This is a genomic window from Vibrio sp. Isolate22 (assembly GCF_022398115.1).
Classification (GTDB): domain Bacteria; phylum Pseudomonadota; class Gammaproteobacteria; order Enterobacterales; family Vibrionaceae; genus Vibrio.
In genome coordinates this window covers 66,311-82,220 of record NZ_JAKEUW010000002.1, presented here as the reverse complement: position 1 = coordinate 82,220, position 15,910 = coordinate 66,311, and the positions used below count along the sequence as shown (strand labels likewise).

The 15,910-nt window shown below is 43.9% G+C and carries 13 protein-coding genes, 2 pseudogenes and 1 riboswitch; of the genes and pseudogenes, 8 read left to right on the top strand and 7 right to left on the bottom strand.

Going from position 1 to position 15,910, the window contains the following annotated elements:
* Positions 1–55: 55 nt before the first annotated feature.
* Positions 56–1,522 (bottom strand): N-acetylglucosamine-binding protein GbpA, encoded by a 1,467-nt coding sequence (gene gbpA / locus L1D55_RS01815; protein ID WP_239916321.1) that lies wholly within the window; start codon positions 1,520–1,522, stop codon positions 56–58.
* A gap of 72 nt (positions 1,523–1,594) precedes the next feature.
* A riboswitch (cyclic di-GMP riboswitch) is annotated at positions 1,595–1,684 on the bottom strand.
* Positions 1,685–2,006: 322 nt separating this feature from the next.
* On the opposite strand from gbpA, the gene L1D55_RS01810 reads away from it, so the two are divergent.
* The 5 genes and pseudogenes from L1D55_RS01810 (at position 2,007) to L1D55_RS27665 (ending at position 5,309) form a co-directional block, all read left to right on the top strand.
* Complete coding sequence (locus L1D55_RS01810) at positions 2,007–2,360, top strand: transcriptional regulator (protein WP_008217214.1); 354 nt, start codon at positions 2,007–2,009, stop codon at positions 2,358–2,360.
* Positions 2,361–2,456: 96 nt separating this feature from the next.
* Positions 2,457–3,128: a DUF3313 domain-containing protein gene (locus tag L1D55_RS01805; RefSeq protein WP_239916318.1), complete on the top strand. Its 672-nt coding sequence runs from the start codon at positions 2,457–2,459 to the stop codon at positions 3,126–3,128.
* Between the two features lie 12 nt (positions 3,129–3,140).
* Positions 3,141–3,356, top strand: a complete 216-nt coding sequence (locus tag L1D55_RS01800) for a DUF3820 family protein (protein WP_102426293.1) — start codon at positions 3,141–3,143, stop codon at positions 3,354–3,356.
* A 312-nt stretch (positions 3,357–3,668) separates the two neighbouring features.
* Positions 3,669–4,721: a 3-deoxy-7-phosphoheptulonate synthase AroG gene (gene aroG / locus L1D55_RS01795; protein WP_105023172.1), complete on the top strand. Its 1,053-nt coding sequence runs from the start codon at positions 3,669–3,671 to the stop codon at positions 4,719–4,721.
* Between the two features lie 180 nt (positions 4,722–4,901).
* Positions 4,902–5,309: pseudogene (locus tag L1D55_RS27665) on the top strand (hypothetical protein).
* Positions 5,310–5,400: 91 nt separating this feature from the next.
* Here L1D55_RS27665 and L1D55_RS01780 read toward each other — a convergent pair.
* From L1D55_RS01780 to L1D55_RS01770, 3 genes are all read right to left on the bottom strand, one after another.
* Positions 5,401–6,825 carry a phosphomannomutase CpsG gene (locus L1D55_RS01780; RefSeq protein WP_239916312.1) on the bottom strand — a complete coding sequence of 475 codons (1,425 nt, stop codon included), beginning with the start codon at positions 6,823–6,825 and terminating at the stop codon, positions 5,401–5,403.
* 15 nt (positions 6,826–6,840) lie between these two features.
* Entirely contained in the window at positions 6,841–8,325 is a 1,485-nt protein-coding gene (locus L1D55_RS01775; protein WP_239916310.1) for a mannose-1-phosphate guanylyltransferase/mannose-6-phosphate isomerase, read from the bottom strand.
* Positions 8,326–8,431: 106 nt separating this feature from the next.
* The gene (locus L1D55_RS01770) at positions 8,432–9,547 is read right to left on the bottom strand and encodes a mechanosensitive ion channel family protein (RefSeq protein ID WP_239916308.1); all 1,116 of its coding nucleotides are present in this window, start codon (positions 9,545–9,547) and stop codon (positions 8,432–8,434) included.
* Between the two features lie 186 nt (positions 9,548–9,733).
* Here L1D55_RS01770 and L1D55_RS01765 point away from each other — a divergent pair, with 186 nt between their 5' ends.
* Together L1D55_RS01765 and L1D55_RS01760 are read left to right on the top strand one after the other, a co-directional pair.
* Positions 9,734–10,390 carry a TrkA family potassium uptake protein gene (locus L1D55_RS01765; RefSeq protein ID WP_171368291.1) on the top strand — a complete coding sequence of 219 codons (657 nt, stop codon included), beginning with the start codon at positions 9,734–9,736 and terminating at the stop codon, positions 10,388–10,390.
* Between the two features lie 25 nt (positions 10,391–10,415).
* The gene (locus tag L1D55_RS01760) at positions 10,416–11,783 is read left to right on the top strand and encodes a TrkH family potassium uptake protein (RefSeq protein ID WP_239916305.1); all 1,368 of its coding nucleotides are present in this window, start codon (positions 10,416–10,418) and stop codon (positions 11,781–11,783) included.
* An 83-nt stretch (positions 11,784–11,866) separates the two neighbouring features.
* Here L1D55_RS01760 and msrB read toward each other — a convergent pair whose 3' ends face one another.
* Entirely contained in the window at positions 11,867–13,009 is a 1,143-nt protein-coding gene (msrB, locus tag L1D55_RS01755) for a peptide-methionine (R)-S-oxide reductase MsrB (protein ID WP_239916303.1), read from the bottom strand.
* Between the two features lie 202 nt (positions 13,010–13,211).
* Between msrB and L1D55_RS01750 the strand changes: the two genes are divergently transcribed.
* Positions 13,212–13,610: an OsmC family protein gene (locus L1D55_RS01750; protein WP_239916301.1), complete on the top strand. Its 399-nt coding sequence runs from the start codon at positions 13,212–13,214 to the stop codon at positions 13,608–13,610.
* A 133-nt stretch (positions 13,611–13,743) separates the two neighbouring features.
* Here L1D55_RS01750 and L1D55_RS01745 read toward each other — a convergent pair.
* Positions 13,744–14,706, bottom strand: a pseudogene (locus tag L1D55_RS01745) (OmpA family protein); the annotation flags it as partial.
* Positions 14,707–15,065: 359 nt separating this feature from the next.
* Positions 15,066–15,884 carry a phosphonoacetaldehyde hydrolase gene (gene phnX / locus L1D55_RS01740; RefSeq protein ID WP_239916298.1) on the bottom strand — a complete coding sequence of 273 codons (819 nt, stop codon included), beginning with the start codon at positions 15,882–15,884 and terminating at the stop codon, positions 15,066–15,068.
* Positions 15,885–15,910: the final 26 nt, after the last annotated feature.

Sequence of the window (15,910 nt, the reverse complement as noted above, 5' to 3'; positions counted from 1 at the left end):
TTGTTTTGCTGATTGCTTAGTTTTATTCACATGAAAGTAAATACAGAGCGATCAATTAGTCGACTTTGTACCAAGCATCTTGCCAGTGTGAGCCTACACCAGGTTCGTACTGAGTTGCCGTTGGTGCCCACTGAATACAGTAACCAGAGTATGGGAACTCTTTACACTGATAAACGCTACCATCACTGCTTAGTACTTTTGTACCTTCAGTGTAAGATTCAATGCTTTCAGGGAATACGAAATCGTAATCGCCTGCTGGTGGCGGTGTTTGCTCGTCCATAAGGTGGAAATCAAGCGTGTTTTGGTCAACTAAGTTGCCTTGGTCATCCTTAGTTACAACCACAAGCATGTGGTGGCCAGCTTCAGATTTAGACAGAGTCAATCGAATATCTTCAACTTGTCCGTCTTTAAGTTCAGATTTCTGAGACGCAAGTGCTTCACGGTGGTGGTTGTATACCGTGAGCTCTGCTTGAACGTCGCCCGTTGCCGCTAGAGTAAGATCAAGTTGAGTCGGTTGATTCTCGTCGATAATGTACTCTGACTCTAAACCTGTTACTTCAACTTCATGCTCTGGCTCTGGAGTATCAATCTTGTAGCCGATCTCTACGCTCTTAAAGCCTGAACCTGCTTTTAAGTAAACCGGGTTTGAGCCGTATACAGGAGCGAAATCACCTTGGTCGTTCAATTGACCCGCTTTGATTTGCGTCTGCTCTTGGTTGATCTTTGATGCCAATGCATAAGACCAGTTATTCGCTTTACCTTGTTCATTGTTCTCAATGACTAGCTCTGTGCTGTATGAAGCGTTCTCACCAGATTGGTCAAAGACACGAGTGTAAACGGCATCACCGATGTTTAGGTCGCGAGTTGGGTTGATTTGACCACCTTGGTCCCAATCAGGAATGATCGGGCCATCGCCATCAAATTTCACATCAATAATGTTGTAGAAAGCCATTGCAGTATCACCCACATCCCAAACAGCAAGAATCACTTGGTAGCCTTCACGCTCAGGGACATTACACAAGTGGCTTACTTGCATTGGTGGCTGTTCCATATTGCCTTCGACTACACAGAATGGCGTTAGATCAAAAGAACTGCGAGCCAAAGGCTGGTTTGGATTCCAGTCTGGTTTTGTAATGTAGTATTTCCAATCGTGAGTCACGTGGTTTGCTGTGAATGTCCACTCAAAGTATTGAGAGCCAGATTGGATGGGGCGTTTAACCCAACGGTCTGCTGTTTGCTCGTCTAGCGCAGCCGCTAAAGAAGATTGCGCACTAGCGATTTTTCCATCTGCAGGGCCAACCTCTGGGAAGCCTTCAGGACCTTCGACACTTTGTGGTTCGTATTGGATACCACCACAGTTGGTGTTCTTCTCTTGTGTATCACTCGCAGGGAACTTACACAGCGCTACACGGCTTTCAGCTACGCCATTATTGTATGCCGAGACATAACCGTGACCGAAGCTTGCACCACTAACGCTTAGTAGCGATAGAGCGATGAGTGATTTTTTTGGGAGTTGTTTCATTATTTGTCCTTACTGTATTTGGCCTACAAAAAAGAGAACACTCCGGCACGCATTTGCACTTAAATCCTGTTAAGTGGCAGCTCCGCTATCATAGGCAGAATAATTGTCGACAGACCGGTGGCTTTGCGTCCTATTCTTTCAAATAGTTTGCCAGAAGTGCGTTTAAGCAAGCGAAATGTAGTCAACGCGTTTTATAAATGCGAATGAATAGATTGAAATGTGGAATGCTAATCTCGAACTTTTAATTCTTGTCACAAATTAACTTGCTAAATGTATTCTTTATTTACCTATAAGTGATTGAAATAAATTAAGAAAGTATTTGCTCTAATTATTTTTGTGAATGGTTTTGCCTTATGAGTTTTGTTTTGGATAACAATTGAGCGCATATCAAAACCAAACCTTTGGCTTCCACTAACCGAACCCTGACACGCTATGTATGAAAAACCGGACAATTAATTGGTATGAATTATATAAAGGAGTCAGTATGGAATTCACTGAACAAGATAGAGAAGCGTTATACCAAACGTGGATGTCACAAAAATCACGAATGCGAATCACACAAATGGAGTTTTCAAAGAAGCTTGGAATGAGTCAGCTTGATTTCTCAAACGTGCTGCGAGGGGAGTCGCCGCTAACTATGTCATTTGTGAGCCATTTCTGTCGCCTACTTCATTTGGAGCCGAGAAACGTATTCCCGTCACTTAAAGAAGGAAATGACTCTGGTCCTAAAGTGGTCTATTTGAAAAGTAGAATGAGTGTGGATGGAGAGATCCAAAATGCTTACATCGAAGGAAATCAAGTGATCGTAGAGTATGCTCACACTGTTCAACACAACTAATTTTAGAGTTAGCTCTGAGTTATAGCCCCTTTTTCTACAAACTTTTCACATATGGTATAGCATACTTGGGTGTTTTTCTTCCAATCTAAGTGCGCTATGAATCCTCTAAAACTATTTTTGCTTGTCGCAACCAGCATCTTTTTGTTTGGTTGTGCAGGCGGCCCAATCAAGACTGCTACCAAATTCACCACTTATGAAGATTTTCAGCCTGGCCCTGACGGGGGAGTTGACCTCGTTTGGGCAAGAATAGGGCTGCGTGACGCCGATCGCTTGAAGAATAAGTTGGATGATTATGATTCTGTCGTCATTGACCAAATTTTTGTGCTCGCCGAAGAAGGCTCGTTAGATCAAGAAGAAATTCAGGAACTTACTGACCACATGGTGAGTCGTTTAGAGGAGAAAATATCGCCTCATAAAGTGATCGTTGGTGAGCCGACGGGCAAAACGTTACGCCTAAGTATCGCATTGAGTAACGTTGAAACGCCAAATCCTATTTTAGCCGTTACCAGTAGTGTCTTACCGTTTGGGCTTGCCATGTCGACCATCTCCAAAGTTGCGACAGGAGAGCACACCAATGTTGGTAGTGCGAGTGTCGAGCTGCTGGTGAGTGACGCTCAAGATGGCACACCACTGTTCGCAGCGATCGATCGTGAAGCCGGAAATAAGGACTTTTCGACTATGATCGATTCACTTGATGATGCCAAAGATGCAATCAACTATTGGGTTGAACGTTTAGGTGATACTCTACAGAACATCGATGACGCATAGAAAGACCGAACAATGCTAGAGAAAGAGAATCTGATTAAGTTGGCTCGAATGCAGATGCCATTTGGAAAGTACGCCGGCCGTACACTGATTGACTTACCTGAAGAATATTTGTTGTGGTTCGACAAGAAAGGGTTCCCAAACGGTGAGCTAGGTGACTTGCTCAAACTGTGCCTAGCGTTAAAAATAGAAGGGCTCGACAGTGTCGTCAAGCCATTGAAAAGAATGTAATTAATTATAAAGCTCACGTTAACAGCGTGGGCTTTTTTGTTTCTGTTGATAGAACAGTTTCGTTGAGAAGTGATGGGTGAAAAAACATTCAACGTTACCCGATTGAAATTGCGCAATCGATAGCATGTAAATAAAGTTATACAGGGTGTTTTAAATATAAAACACAAAAAAAATTGCGTTCTTTTTAAATTAGTGATTGAAACTGGCGTTTTTACTAGTTAAGTTACAGGGAACAAGAAGATATGTGCTGATGGAAAGTTACGTGAGATAACGTACATTCAGCTCAAGGATAGATATAGGAAGAAGTAAGCAATGTTCCAGACTGATGATGTAAGAATTAACAAAGTAAAAGAGTTATTACCCCCTGTTGCTGTTTTAGAAAAGTTTCCAGCAACAGAAGTTGCTTCTTCTACAACCTTTGAAAGCCGTAAAGCAATTCACAACATTCTAGAAGACAAAGATGACCGCCTATTGGTTATCGTTGGTCCATGTTCTATTCATGATCCAGAAGCCGCTCTTGAATACGGTAAGCGTTTGAAAGTTCTGCGTGACGAACTAGGCGATAAGCTTGAAATCGTAATGCGTGTTTACTTTGAAAAACCACGTACTACCGTTGGCTGGAAAGGCCTGATCAATGACCCGTACATGGATGACACGTTCAAGCTAAACGATGGTCTACGTCTTGGACGTAAGCTATTGCTTGATCTAACAGACATGGGTATGCCGACGGCAAGTGAATTCCTAGACATGATCACGCCTCAATACGTAGCAGACTTAATTAGCTGGGGTGCAATTGGCGCACGTACTACGGAATCTCAAGTTCACCGTGAGCTAGCTTCTGGTCTTTCATGCCCTGTTGGTTTCAAGAATGGTACTGATGGCAACATCAAGATCGCAACAGACGCAATCCGCTCTGCAAGTGCTTCTCACCACTTCTTGTCTGTAACTAAGTACGGCCATTCAGCTATCGTTGAAACGGCTGGCAACCCTGATTGTCATATCATCCTACGTGGTGGTAAAGAGCCAAACTATAGTGCAGAGCACGTTGGTAAGATCAAGCAAGAGCTAGAAGCTTCAGGCCTACCACAGAAAGTAATGATCGACTTCAGCCACGCAAACAGCTCTAAGCAATTTAAGCGCCAACTGAACGTATCGGATGACGTGAGCGCACAGATCTCTGGTGGTGACAAAGCTATCTTTGGTGTGATGATCGAATCTCATCTAGTTGAAGGCCGCCAGGATTTGGTTGACGGCAAAGCTCCAACATACGGCCAGTCAATTACTGATGCTTGTATTGGTTGGGAAGATACTGAAACAGTACTTCGTCAACTGGCAGATGCAGTTGAAGCTCGCCGTAACAAGTAAATTAGTTACTTAATTAGTCTCTAGAACGACTTAGACAATTGAAGCCCTTACTCGCTTTCGTGAGTAAGGGCTTTTTAAAACACGTTTCAATTTAAGGTTTGCTATTCCATAAAATCATTTACTTATCGTATAGTGAATGGTTAAATGGTGTGGTGTTCCATAAACTGAAGAGTCGTATCAATGAAGGCAGTATTGGCGAGTGTTGTATTAATTGCAGTAAACACGTTTTCTATATCAAATGCACAAGCTGCAACAGGCTTTAATGCAGAGCAGTTGTGTAAAGCTAGTCTTGCACTAGCAATCGACAAGCAACCTCGTGGTATTAAAGCGACATCAGGAAAAAGTAACCAGCGTATCTTGCTTAGCTTGAAAGATGGGCAGAATGATTGGGATTAACGCTGTGACGTGAACCGCGGTAACAAAACGATCAAGTTAGAAGCTAGAGAACTCAAGCGTAACGATAAGTTCTTAGGCCAAGCGATTCGCTATGATGTTGCTGATGCAAAGCGCTCAGTAAAAGTAACAATGAAAAAACGCAAAGGCTCTGGTGTGAAGAGCGAAACCTATACATCTCGCCAATTGAAATAATTGTGTTTGTTGGTGAGGGAAACCTCGAAAGCATAATAATAAAGCCGCAGTAATTTGCGGCTTTTGTGTATGGATACAGAATAGGGAATACCTATTTTATGAGGTTAAGTAGCTCTGTCACCTTTTCGGCTAGCAAGGCTTTGTCTCGTTTGGCTTCTACGTTAAGCCGGATTAGTGGCTCTGTATTGGACTTTCTTAAGTTAAAGCGCCAGGTACCCATATCCATGCTGATACCGTCGGTATGATCTATGTTTACAGCACGCTTTTGGTAGCATGAAAGTACGCGAGCCATAACATGTTCTGGGTCTGCTACCTTGCGATTGATCTCTCCAGAAGAGGGGAACCTCTCTACGCTAGAGCTGATAAGTTGATGAAGAGATTGTTGAGTCTTACTGATCAGTTCAATGACGAGTAGCCAAGGAATCATCCCTGAGTCGCAGTACCCAAAGTCACGGAAGTAGTGATGTGCGCTCATTTCTCCACCGTACACAGCGTTAAGCTCTCGCATTTTCTCTTTTATCAAGGCATGCCCAGCTTTTATGCCAACAGCGTTTCCACCGAGCTTTTCTGCAATCTCTATTGTATTCCATGTCATGCGCATGTCGTGCAGTACAGTTGCATTGGAATCCTTCAGTAAGAAGGCTTCGGTTAGCAGACCGACGATGTAGTAACCCTCAATGTAATTACCTTTTTCATCAAAGAAGAAACAACGATCAAAATCACCATCCCAGGCGATACCAAGGTCTGCGGAATGCTCTAAAACGGCATCGCGGGTAGCAGCTTGGTTTTCTTTAAGTAAAGGATTAGGGATGCCATTTGGGAACATCCCATCCTGAGTGTGATGAACTTTGATGAAGGTGATTGGAGCATTCAATTCATTGAATTTGGTCTCTAAGGCATCAATGACATGCCCAGCAATGCCGTTTCCCGCGTTAACCACAATCGTCATCGGTGATAGCTTTGACGGCTTTATGTAAGAGAGTAAGTGATCCACATAAGGAGCGAGAATACTGGTGGTTCTAATGAAATTATCGGCTTGTTCATGGCTGATCGGTTGTTCGCTGATCCTCTCACGCTCTAGACCTTCAATGCGCTGTTTAATCACATCTAACCCATTGTTTTTACTGATTGGATTAGCGTCTAGACCGACTAACTTCATGCCGTTGTAATTGATTGGATTGTGGCTTGCTGTAACCTGGACTCCGCCAATAGCTTGTAGGTGGCGAGTCGCAAAGTAGACTTCTTCTGTGCCTGTCATACCGAGATCTACCACGTTGATCCCTGATTCAATCAAACCCTTGGTCATCGCTTTCTGCAGTAGTAGTGAGGTTTCGCGATTATCACGACCAATGACTACTTGAGCCAGCCCATCGAATGACGTTTTAGATGCCTTTGCAAGGATATATTCGCCAAATGCTCGACCAAGCAGGTAAGCAAGGCGTTCATCGATTTGCTCACCGATGATGCCGCGGATATCGTTATTTTTAAAGCAGCTGAGGTCTAAATTCTGTTTCATTGTATCGTCGCTGCTTTAGTTTGATTTGTTGATTTGAGGTGAGCTAGATTGTTCGCTTCGTCCGTAACTATCTTTATATCGAACAATGTCGTCTTCACTCAAGTGGCTACCGGTTTGTACTTCTATCATTTCGAGTGGAGCGTCCCCTGGGTTTTCTAGGCTGTGTATGTGTCCTAGCGGGATATAAGTGGATTGGTCTTCTTCAACGAGATAGGTTTTCTCATCATTGGTCACCTTCGAAACACCTGCTACAACAACCCAGTGCTCTGCTCTATGGTGATGCATCTGTAGCGATAACTTGTGACCGGGTTTTACAGTGATACGTTTAACCTTGTCGCGTTTGCCTAGGTCAATTACATCGTATTTACCCCAAGGTCTAAACACTTCGCGGTGATGAACATGTTCTGTGCGACCTGCTTGATTCAGCTGGCTGACTATCGATTTCACGCCTTGAACTTTGTCTTTGTTCGCGACGAGTATGGCGTCTTTTGTTTCGACAATAATAAGGTTCTCAACACCTACAGTCGCAACTAGCTTGTTTTCAGCGTGGATATAGTTGTATTGAGAATCGACAGTTAACACATCGCCTTCAATCACATTGTTGTGTTCATCTTTATCACTGACATCCCAGATTGCAGACCATGAACCAATATCATTCCACCCAACATCCATAGGGATTACCGCAGCATCCGACGTTTTTTCCATCACGGCATAGTCGATAGAGTCGCTCGGGCTGCTTTGGAATGCCTCGGCGTCAATACGGATGAAGTCGAGGTCGGTATTTTGCTTTTCGAGCGCGCTTTTACAGGCCTCAAGGATCTGTGGATGATGCTTTGCTAGCTCTTCTAAGTAGCGTGATGCTTTAAACATAAACATGCCGCTGTTCCAGAGGTATTGCCCCGAATTAACGTATTGTTCTGCGGTGGCTAGGTCGGGTTTTTCAACGAAACATTCAATGGCAAAAGCATGATGGGAGAGCGGTTCTCCTTGTTTTATATAGCCATAGCCAGTTTCTGGGGCGTTTGGAGTAATACCAAAAGTAACCAGTTTACCTTGTTTAGCGTATTCAACGCCTCTCGCTACTGTTTGCTGAAATTCAGCTGTTTTAGCTATGTGATGATCAGCGGCCAGTACCAATAATATAGGATCTGACTCATTTTGTTGGTTACAGCTTGTATGATTCAAAGCCTGTATTGCAGCGAGTGCGATGGCGGGAGCTGTGTTTCTTCCGACAGGTTCTAGCAAAATACCACTGTGTGCAATTTTAGCCGATCGAGCTTGTTCTGCAGCAATGAAGCGGTGCTCTTCATTACAGATAATGAGCGGAGCATCGCATTCTGCGTTACTTAAGTTCGCTTCAAGACCTTGCAGGCGTATAAGGGTTTGCTGGAGCATCGATTGTTCGCCAGCAATATTGAGGAACTGCTTAGGATAAAGCTCGCGAGACAGGGGCCAGAGGCGGCTACCAGAGCCGCCAGCTAGAATGACAGGTAAAATCATAGCGTGGTACAGGGTGCATTAAAATTCTGGCGCCATGTTACCACGCTTCACACTTTTTAATTATCGATAAGCGACTTACGTGTCGATAAACAGTAGAGCCGTTGTGCTATCGAGGTCCTTCTGCGCTAGGAAGTGTCATATCCTGAACTTCACTCAAACCTTGTGGATCGATTTTTAGTGTTTGAGTTGGGAAAGCGATATCTGCATTGTGCTTGTGAATGATTGCTAGCACCTGCAGTAGCACATCTTGTTTCACTTCATGGTATCTCACCCAGTTGACGGTTTTAGTGAAGGTGTAGATGAAGAAGTTCAGCGTTGATGGGCCAAACTTATCGAAGTTCACGATGAGCGTCTGCTTTGCATCGATGTCAGGGTGCGTTTCAAGCATGGCTTTTACGTCATCCACGATAACAGCTAACTTGCTCGCGTCTTCGTAACGAAGCCCAAAGGTTTCATTAATTCGGCGGTTTAGCATTCGTGATGGGTTCTCCACCACAATGTTACTGAATACCGAGTTTGGCACGTACAGCGGGCGTTTATCCAATGTACGAATGATGGTCATGCGCCAGCCAATACGTTCGACGGTACCTTCGATTTGACGGTCAGGAGAGCGAATCCAATCACCGACTTTAAAAGGTCGGTCGAAGTAGATCATCATGCCACCAAAGAAGTTCGAGAGTAGATCTTTTGCTGCCAAACCGACAATCAAACCACCCACACCACCAAAGGTCAGCAAGCCTGATAAGCTGAGACCGAATGCTTGCATGATCGTCAGGCCACCCATGACCATAAAGAATAGGCGAGCTACTTTTGCGATGGCCTGTACTGTCGTTTCATCTCTGTTTTTCTGTTCTAAGACGTATGTTTCAGTATTGGTGATCATTCGCAAGGTGAACCAAACGAAAGTACATATGATTAAAATGTGTTTTAGCGTTTTTAACCAGTTGATTTCGTTGCCAAATTGGTCTTGAAGGATCAACCCAATAGAGACAGTTGCCGGCCAACACCAAAGTAGCGTACTGACTGGAGTTTTCAGCGCTGCGAGTAGCAGGTCATCCCAGTGAAAAGGGGTTTTCTGTACCAGAATTTCCAAGCGATTGTGGATAATTCGCCAAGCTACCCAAGCGAGAAAACTCGCAATAGTGATGAATAGGACACTGTTGGCCCAATCACTATGGCTCTGGTTAATGTAGGTTTGTACTTGGGTTAAGAATTCATTCATTGTGTGTGCTGCCGCAGAAATTATGAATTGGAAATTAGCAGAAACTCGAGTTGTTCTCTACCTTTATAAATCAAGCGATTATGACAATAGTATAACCTTATTATTGCAGAACTAACTTTTTTTGAGATAGAAACTAATGTAGGTTTGACTATCCCGTGTTATTAAAATTTCTAAACAGGATTTCAAATGAGCGACAAACAATATGCAGTTATCGGTTTAGGGCGTTTTGGTTTATCTGTGTGTAAAGAGCTGCAAAGTTCTGGGGCACAGGTATTAGCCGTCGATATTGATGAAGAGCGAGTGAAAGAAGCCGCGGCCATTGTTTCACAAGCGATTGTTGCTAACTGTACGAGTGAAGAGACGGTTAAAGAGCTCAGGCTCGACGAGTACGATATGGTAATGGTTTCGATTGGTTCTGATGTGAACTCGAGCATTTTGACTACTCTCGTCGTAAAAGAGTCGGGGGCTAAAACGGTTTGGGTTAAAGCGAACGATAAGTTCCACGGCAAGATCCTTTCTAAAATTGGCGCTGACCATATCATTATGCCGGAGCGAGACATGGGAATTCGGGTCGCGCGTAAGATGCTGGACAGGCGCGTTCTTGAATTTATTGACCTTGGCAGTGATTTGGCGATGACTGAAATTGTTATTGGCTCAAAACTCTTGGGTAAACAACTTCGTGATTTGAAGCTTTGCAAAGAGATAGGTGTCGAAGTTCTGGGGTTTAAGCGCGGCCCTAATCTTACTAAAGCACCGGAGCTGGATATTAGTTTAGAAATCGGAGATGTGGTGATCATCGCTGGGCCTAAAGAGACCCTATCTAAAAAACTACGTAATTGGTAATGGGAACTTGTAATAGGGTAACAGTATGAATTCGTTTCAGCGAAAAGGTACTTTCTACACACTCACAAGAGATGAAAAGCCGCGTAAAGGCTCTGAACCTAAGATAATCCTGACCAGCTTTTTGGCGGTTCTTATTCCCTCGGCCATCTTACTCACGATGCCCGTATTTTCTGTCACAGGGCTCAGTTTCACAGACGCGTTGTTTACCGCGACCTCTGCAATCAGCGTAACAGGTTTAGGGGTCGTTGATACGGGCGAACACTTTACTTTGGCAGGAAAAATCTTGCTGATGTTCTTGATGCAAGTGGGCGGCTTAGGGCAGATGACCTTGTCTGCGGTTCTTCTTTACATGTTTGGTGTCCGCTTAAGCCTTAAGCAACAAGCATTAGCGAAAGAAGCATTGGGGCAAGATCGTAAGATTAACCTGCGCAAGCTAGTAAAGAAGATCATCATCTTTGCGCTAGTGGCTGAATTTATCGGCTTTGTACTGCTTTGTTTCCGATGGGTTCCTGAAATGGGCTGGGCAACAGGCAGCTTTTACGCACTCTTTCATGCGATATCAGCATTCAATAACGCGGGATTCGCTCTGTTCTCAGATAGTATGATGAGCTTTGTTGACGACCCATTGGTGATATTTATCTTAGCGGCTCTGTTCATTTTTGGTGGTTTAGGCTTTACTGTGGTCGGTGACTTATCGAGTAACTGGCGCAAAGGCTTCCAGCATCTGCATTTACATACCAAGATCATGCTAACTGCAACCCCGACTCTATTGTTGGTGGGTACCGTATTATTTTGGCTACTGGAAAGAAATAACTCTGCAACTATGGAAGGGCTGTCAACTCAGGGCCAATGGTTAGCGGCGTTTTTCCAATCAGCAAGTGCTCGTACCGCTGGTTTTAACAGTGTGGATTTATCTCAGTACACCCAGCCTGCATTGTTGGTGATGATTGTATTGATGCTGATTGGTGCTGGTTCTACCTCAACAGGGGGCGGTATTAAGGTATCGACCTTTGCAGTTGCTTTTGTCGCGACTTGGACATTCCTACGTCAGAAAAAGCACGTCGTGATGTTTAAACGTACTGTCACATGGCAGGCGGTAACCAAGTCATTGGCCATTATCGTGGTCAGTGGGGCGTTATTAACTACGGCGATGTTTTTGTTAATGCTTACCGAAAAAGCCGCGTTTGATCGAGTCATGTTTGAGGTAATTTCTGCCTTTGCAACGGTAGGATTGACGGCTGGGTTAACCGCAAATCTAACCGAACCTGGCAAATACATTATGATTGTTGTAATGGTTATTGGTCGTATCGGTCCTTTGACGTTAGCGTATATGTTAGCTCGCCCAGAGCCTTCACTGCTCAAGTATCCAGAAGACACAGTTCTAACAGGCTAGCGCGCCTGTTAATGAATTAGAAAAAATTAAGCCAGCGTTATGCTGGCTTTGTTGTTATAGGTGTAGCGTTAATTGCTGAATGTTTAGCCCTCAAACATCTCAACGTATTCTTCATACCCTTCTTCAGCCAGTTTATCTGCTGGGATAAAGCGCATCGCCGCTGAGTTCATGCAGTAACGTAAGCCTGTTGGTTTAGGACCATCTTTGAAGACATGACCCAAGTGAGAATCACCAAATCGGCTACGAACTTCTGTGCGTGGGTATAGCAATTTGTAGTCTGTAGTTGTCACTACGTAAGCTTCGTTAATTGGTTGGGTAAAGCTCGGCCAGCCCGTACCAGATTTGTATTTGTCTTTTGACGAGAACAAAGGTTCACCGGTAACGATATCAACATAAATACCTTCTTCTTTGTTATCCCAGTATTTGTTGTCAAATGGGCGCTCAGTCGCGTCTTCTTGCGTTACATCGTATTGAAGTGCTGTAAGCTTCGCTTTGATCTCTGCATCAGACGGTTTTACGTATGTTTTAGCATTCGCTGTCGCATTTTTACTGTCGATGATCTGACGGAGTGTTTTAGGGTTATCCTTTCTATCGTCACCGAGGATTTTATCTAAATACTGATCACGACCTGATGCGTAGCGGTAGTAGTTGTAACGAACCTTACTCTTCTTGTAATAATCTTGGTGGTAATCTTCTGCTGGCCAGAACTTCTCAAATTTGATCAGTTCTGTTTTTAGTGGTGCACCAAAGATTTGAGCCTTGTCGATCTCCATCATAAAGTTTTGAGCAACGTCTTTTTGCTCTTGGTTATGATAGAAAATTGTAGGTCGATATTGTGGTCCACGGTCTACGAATGACCCTTTGTCGTCGGTTGGATCGATATGTCGGAAGAATTGGTCAAGAACCTGTTCATAGCTAACAATATCAGGGTTATAGGTCACGTTGATCACTTCGATGTGACCAGACTTACCTGAAGAAACTTGTTTGTAGGTTGGGTTTTCTAGCTCGCCACCAGAATAGCCAGAGACAACGTCTGTTACGCCTTTTAGTTTCTCTAGATCAGACTCTGTACACCAAAAACAACCGCCCGCGAGTGTCGCGATTTCACTTTTCCCTGAATTAGCCGTTTTATCCATTGTATTGGCAGTGCCAGTTTGGCTGACAAACAACGAAATCAGTGGTAGTGCAACCACGAGTGATACCAATATTTTAGATAATTTATTCATAGATACCTCATCTTGACGTTCTTTTTCATTCGATTTTGAATGTAAGAATAGAGACAGGTTTTAGATGGAAAAAATTGCACCATTCATGAAAAAAATATGTGTTAGAGAAAATCTTGCTCCTGAATGCCGCCAGTAGTAGGGTGTCGGTACTAACAATAAATAACAGACAGTGATGGCGGTTATCGGTCATCTAAGGAACAGCATGCAAGCAGAAGTTAAATGGGTCGAAGGTTTTAAATTCTTGGGTCAATCTCAATCAGGCCACTCTATTGTTATGGATGGCAGCGGTGGTGCAACGGCGCCAAGCCCGATGGAAATGGTCCTTATGGCCGCTGGTGGTTGTAGTTCTGTTGATGTGGTCGATGGATTGAAATCTGCTGGTCAAAGCATTACAGGCTGTAACGCAAAACTTGAAACTACACGTCGTGAAACTGCGCCAAAAATCTTTACTGTAATTAACATTCATTTTGAAGTATCAGGTTACAACCTTGATCCTGAGTTGGTTGCAAAAGTATGCGCTGATTCATTAGAAAAATACTGTTCAGTGTGCCTAATGCTAGGTGCAGGCGTAGAAATGACGCACAGCTGGGAAATTGTTTAATTCTGAGCAAATGATTGCGCATTAGAACTAGACCGCTAGCTTCAATGTCAAACAGATACAGAAAAGGGCGGAGCACAGAACAGTGCTCCGCCCTTATTAGTAAGGAATATATCGTGATTGCGGCGGAATGCGATTATTCTACTGTCTCTACGATAACCTCTTCAACTTGAACGCCTTCTTGGTACTCGAAGCTTGGAATTGTTGCTTCAACACGACGGTTTTGTGCTCGACCTTCAGCCGTATCGTTTGATGCGATTGGGTTTTCTTCCCCTTCACCAGAAGCGGTAATACGGCTTGAGTCAATGCCTTGTTCTTCGATGTATGCTGCCACTGCCGCCGCACGTTTCTTAGAGATCATCATGTTGTACTCAGCAGCACCTGTTGAATCTGTGTGACCAACAATGTTAACGGTAGACTGAGGGTATGTTTGTAAGACTTCCACAATTGGCTGTACAGCGGCTTTACCTTCGTCTGAAAGCTGTGTGCTGTTCGTCGCAAATGTACCTTGAGAGAAGCTCTCAGTTTGCGCTTTGGTAACTACTACCTCAGCTTCCTCTTCAACAACCACAGTTTCTGGCTCTGCGATTGGTTCAGAAGGTGCTTGAGTCACAGCCGCCGCAGAAGCTGCAGCTGCTGATGCGGTTGTATTGCCTGTGCCGAAATTGTAGCTAAGACCTACTGTGACAAGGTTGGAGTTTAGGTTTTGGATGATCTTATCGTCAAAATCATCGAAGTATTGGTATTCCAATCTCACTGCCCAGTCGTCGGCAAACTGTTTCTCAGCACCAATACCCAGCGCCAGTACCACATCATCTTCATCGTCGTGCATGATGTAAGCTGGGCCAGCTTTGAAGAAGACATCAAACTCTTGTTTAATCGCCAATCGGTACATTGGGCTCAACGATATCGCAATAATGGAATCACTGTAGCGCTGAGTTGTCCCGTTGTAATTAAAACTAGTGTCATAGTCACCTAGGTAGTCTGCGTTTAATTCCAGTGCAATGTTATCGGTAAAGTTGTAGCCACCGTAAAGGCCACCGGCTACGGAATCATCTTCACAGTTCACGCTGTCTACACAAGCACTATCGAGCCACCCCACATAATCTTTGAGAGTTTTTTCATAATCTTATCCTTGGATTAACTCTTATTGTTATCTGAATCAGCCCGATAAAACGATTTCTTACTGATAGGCACACTGCAAATGTAAGAAAATCAAGGCATTGATTCAGTTCGAACCTATCTTGGAACTGTTAATACATTGTTAGTCTGATTGCTTATGGGAGTCAATGAAGTTGTTAAGATTTATATATTCAAAGTGCTATTTAGATGCGTTTTTGTCAATTAATTGCTGTCTCAAATGTTGGAAATGAAGAAACCTCGCATCACCTTATAATAGAGGTAATGCGAGGCTTTCGTTTTATATTGAAGCTTGTATGAGTAGAAAGTTGGGTGTCTTTAAGGACGCTCACCAGCTAATAAACGCTTTTCGATATCAGCAATTACATCAGGTAAATCGGCAATGGTGTCGATTAGGTAGTGTGGTTTTGATTTGTTTAGCTTAACGCTCGCTTTTTCTCGTGCTGCTGTAAGCGTTGCTTCATCTGCGTCTAAGTATTCTTGGTAGGTTAATCCTGCTTCGTTGCCTGATAACACGAGGCCTACTGTCCACATGCCAGCGTTGTGACCCTCATCAATGCCTGGGGCAGCATCATCTACTTTCACACAGGCTGCAACGTTTGTTACGCCTAGGTCAATCACGTTTTTAAGCGCCATGAATGGGGCAGGGCGACCACCTTGAGGTAAATCATCGGTTGCAACCACGTTGTCTGGACGATAGCCGTAGTCTGCTGCTGCAGGAATTAGAACATCCATCACTTCACGTGGGTAACCGGAACAAGAACCGATTTTTACGTTTTTCTCTTTTAGGTTATTTACCACTTCAATCGCGTTTAAAATTGGTGCTGCGTGGTCGGCAACTTTGGCTTTTTGAAGAGGCATGAATGCCGCGTAGATTGCATCAACGTCTTCACTAGTCATCGAACGCCCGAATTGAGCATTCCAACGCGCATCAACTGCAGGGATTCGACCCACTGCTTGGATATGGTCCCATTTGCCGATGCCCATAGGATCACGAGCTTCTGCTAAGTCGATGTCAAAGTCGAAACCTTGTTTGAATGCTTCAACGAAGATGCTGGTTGGAGCAAACGATCCAAAATCAACGATAGTGCCTGCCCAGTCAAAGATAACCGCTTGGATTGGTGATGTTGTGTTCATAGTGGTGTCCTTTCTTGCCACTCCCA

What these genes read in the sequence shown, in the direction of transcription:
- aroG (WP_105023172.1), top strand. Translation starts at nt 3,669, where the DNA reads ATGTTCCAGACTGATGATGTAAGAATTAACAAAGTAAAAGAGTTATTA.
- L1D55_RS01770 (WP_239916308.1), bottom strand. Translation starts at nt 9,547, where the DNA reads ATGAATGAATTCTTAACCCAAGTACAAACCTACATTAACCAGAGCCAT.
- L1D55_RS01810 (WP_008217214.1), top strand. Translation starts at nt 2,007, where the DNA reads ATGGAATTCACTGAACAAGATAGAGAAGCGTTATACCAAACGTGGATG.
- gbpA (WP_239916321.1), bottom strand. Translation starts at nt 1,522, where the DNA reads ATGAAACAACTCCCAAAAAAATCACTCATCGCTCTATCGCTACTAAGC.
- L1D55_RS01775 (WP_239916310.1), bottom strand. Translation starts at nt 8,325, where the DNA reads ATGATTTTACCTGTCATTCTAGCTGGCGGCTCTGGTAGCCGCCTCTGG.
- L1D55_RS01765 (WP_171368291.1), top strand. Translation starts at nt 9,734, where the DNA reads ATGAGCGACAAACAATATGCAGTTATCGGTTTAGGGCGTTTTGGTTTA.
- L1D55_RS01760 (WP_239916305.1), top strand. Translation starts at nt 10,416, where the DNA reads ATGAATTCGTTTCAGCGAAAAGGTACTTTCTACACACTCACAAGAGAT.
- L1D55_RS01780 (WP_239916312.1), bottom strand. Translation starts at nt 6,825, where the DNA reads ATGAAACAGAATTTAGACCTCAGCTGCTTTAAAAATAACGATATCCGC.
- msrB (WP_239916303.1), bottom strand. Translation starts at nt 13,009, where the DNA reads ATGAATAAATTATCTAAAATATTGGTATCACTCGTGGTTGCACTACCA.
- phnX (WP_239916298.1), bottom strand. Translation starts at nt 15,884, where the DNA reads ATGAACACAACATCACCAATCCAAGCGGTTATCTTTGACTGGGCAGGC.
- L1D55_RS01805 (WP_239916318.1), top strand. Translation starts at nt 2,457, where the DNA reads ATGAATCCTCTAAAACTATTTTTGCTTGTCGCAACCAGCATCTTTTTG.
- L1D55_RS01800 (WP_102426293.1), top strand. Translation starts at nt 3,141, where the DNA reads ATGCTAGAGAAAGAGAATCTGATTAAGTTGGCTCGAATGCAGATGCCA.
- L1D55_RS01750 (WP_239916301.1), top strand. Translation starts at nt 13,212, where the DNA reads ATGCAAGCAGAAGTTAAATGGGTCGAAGGTTTTAAATTCTTGGGTCAA.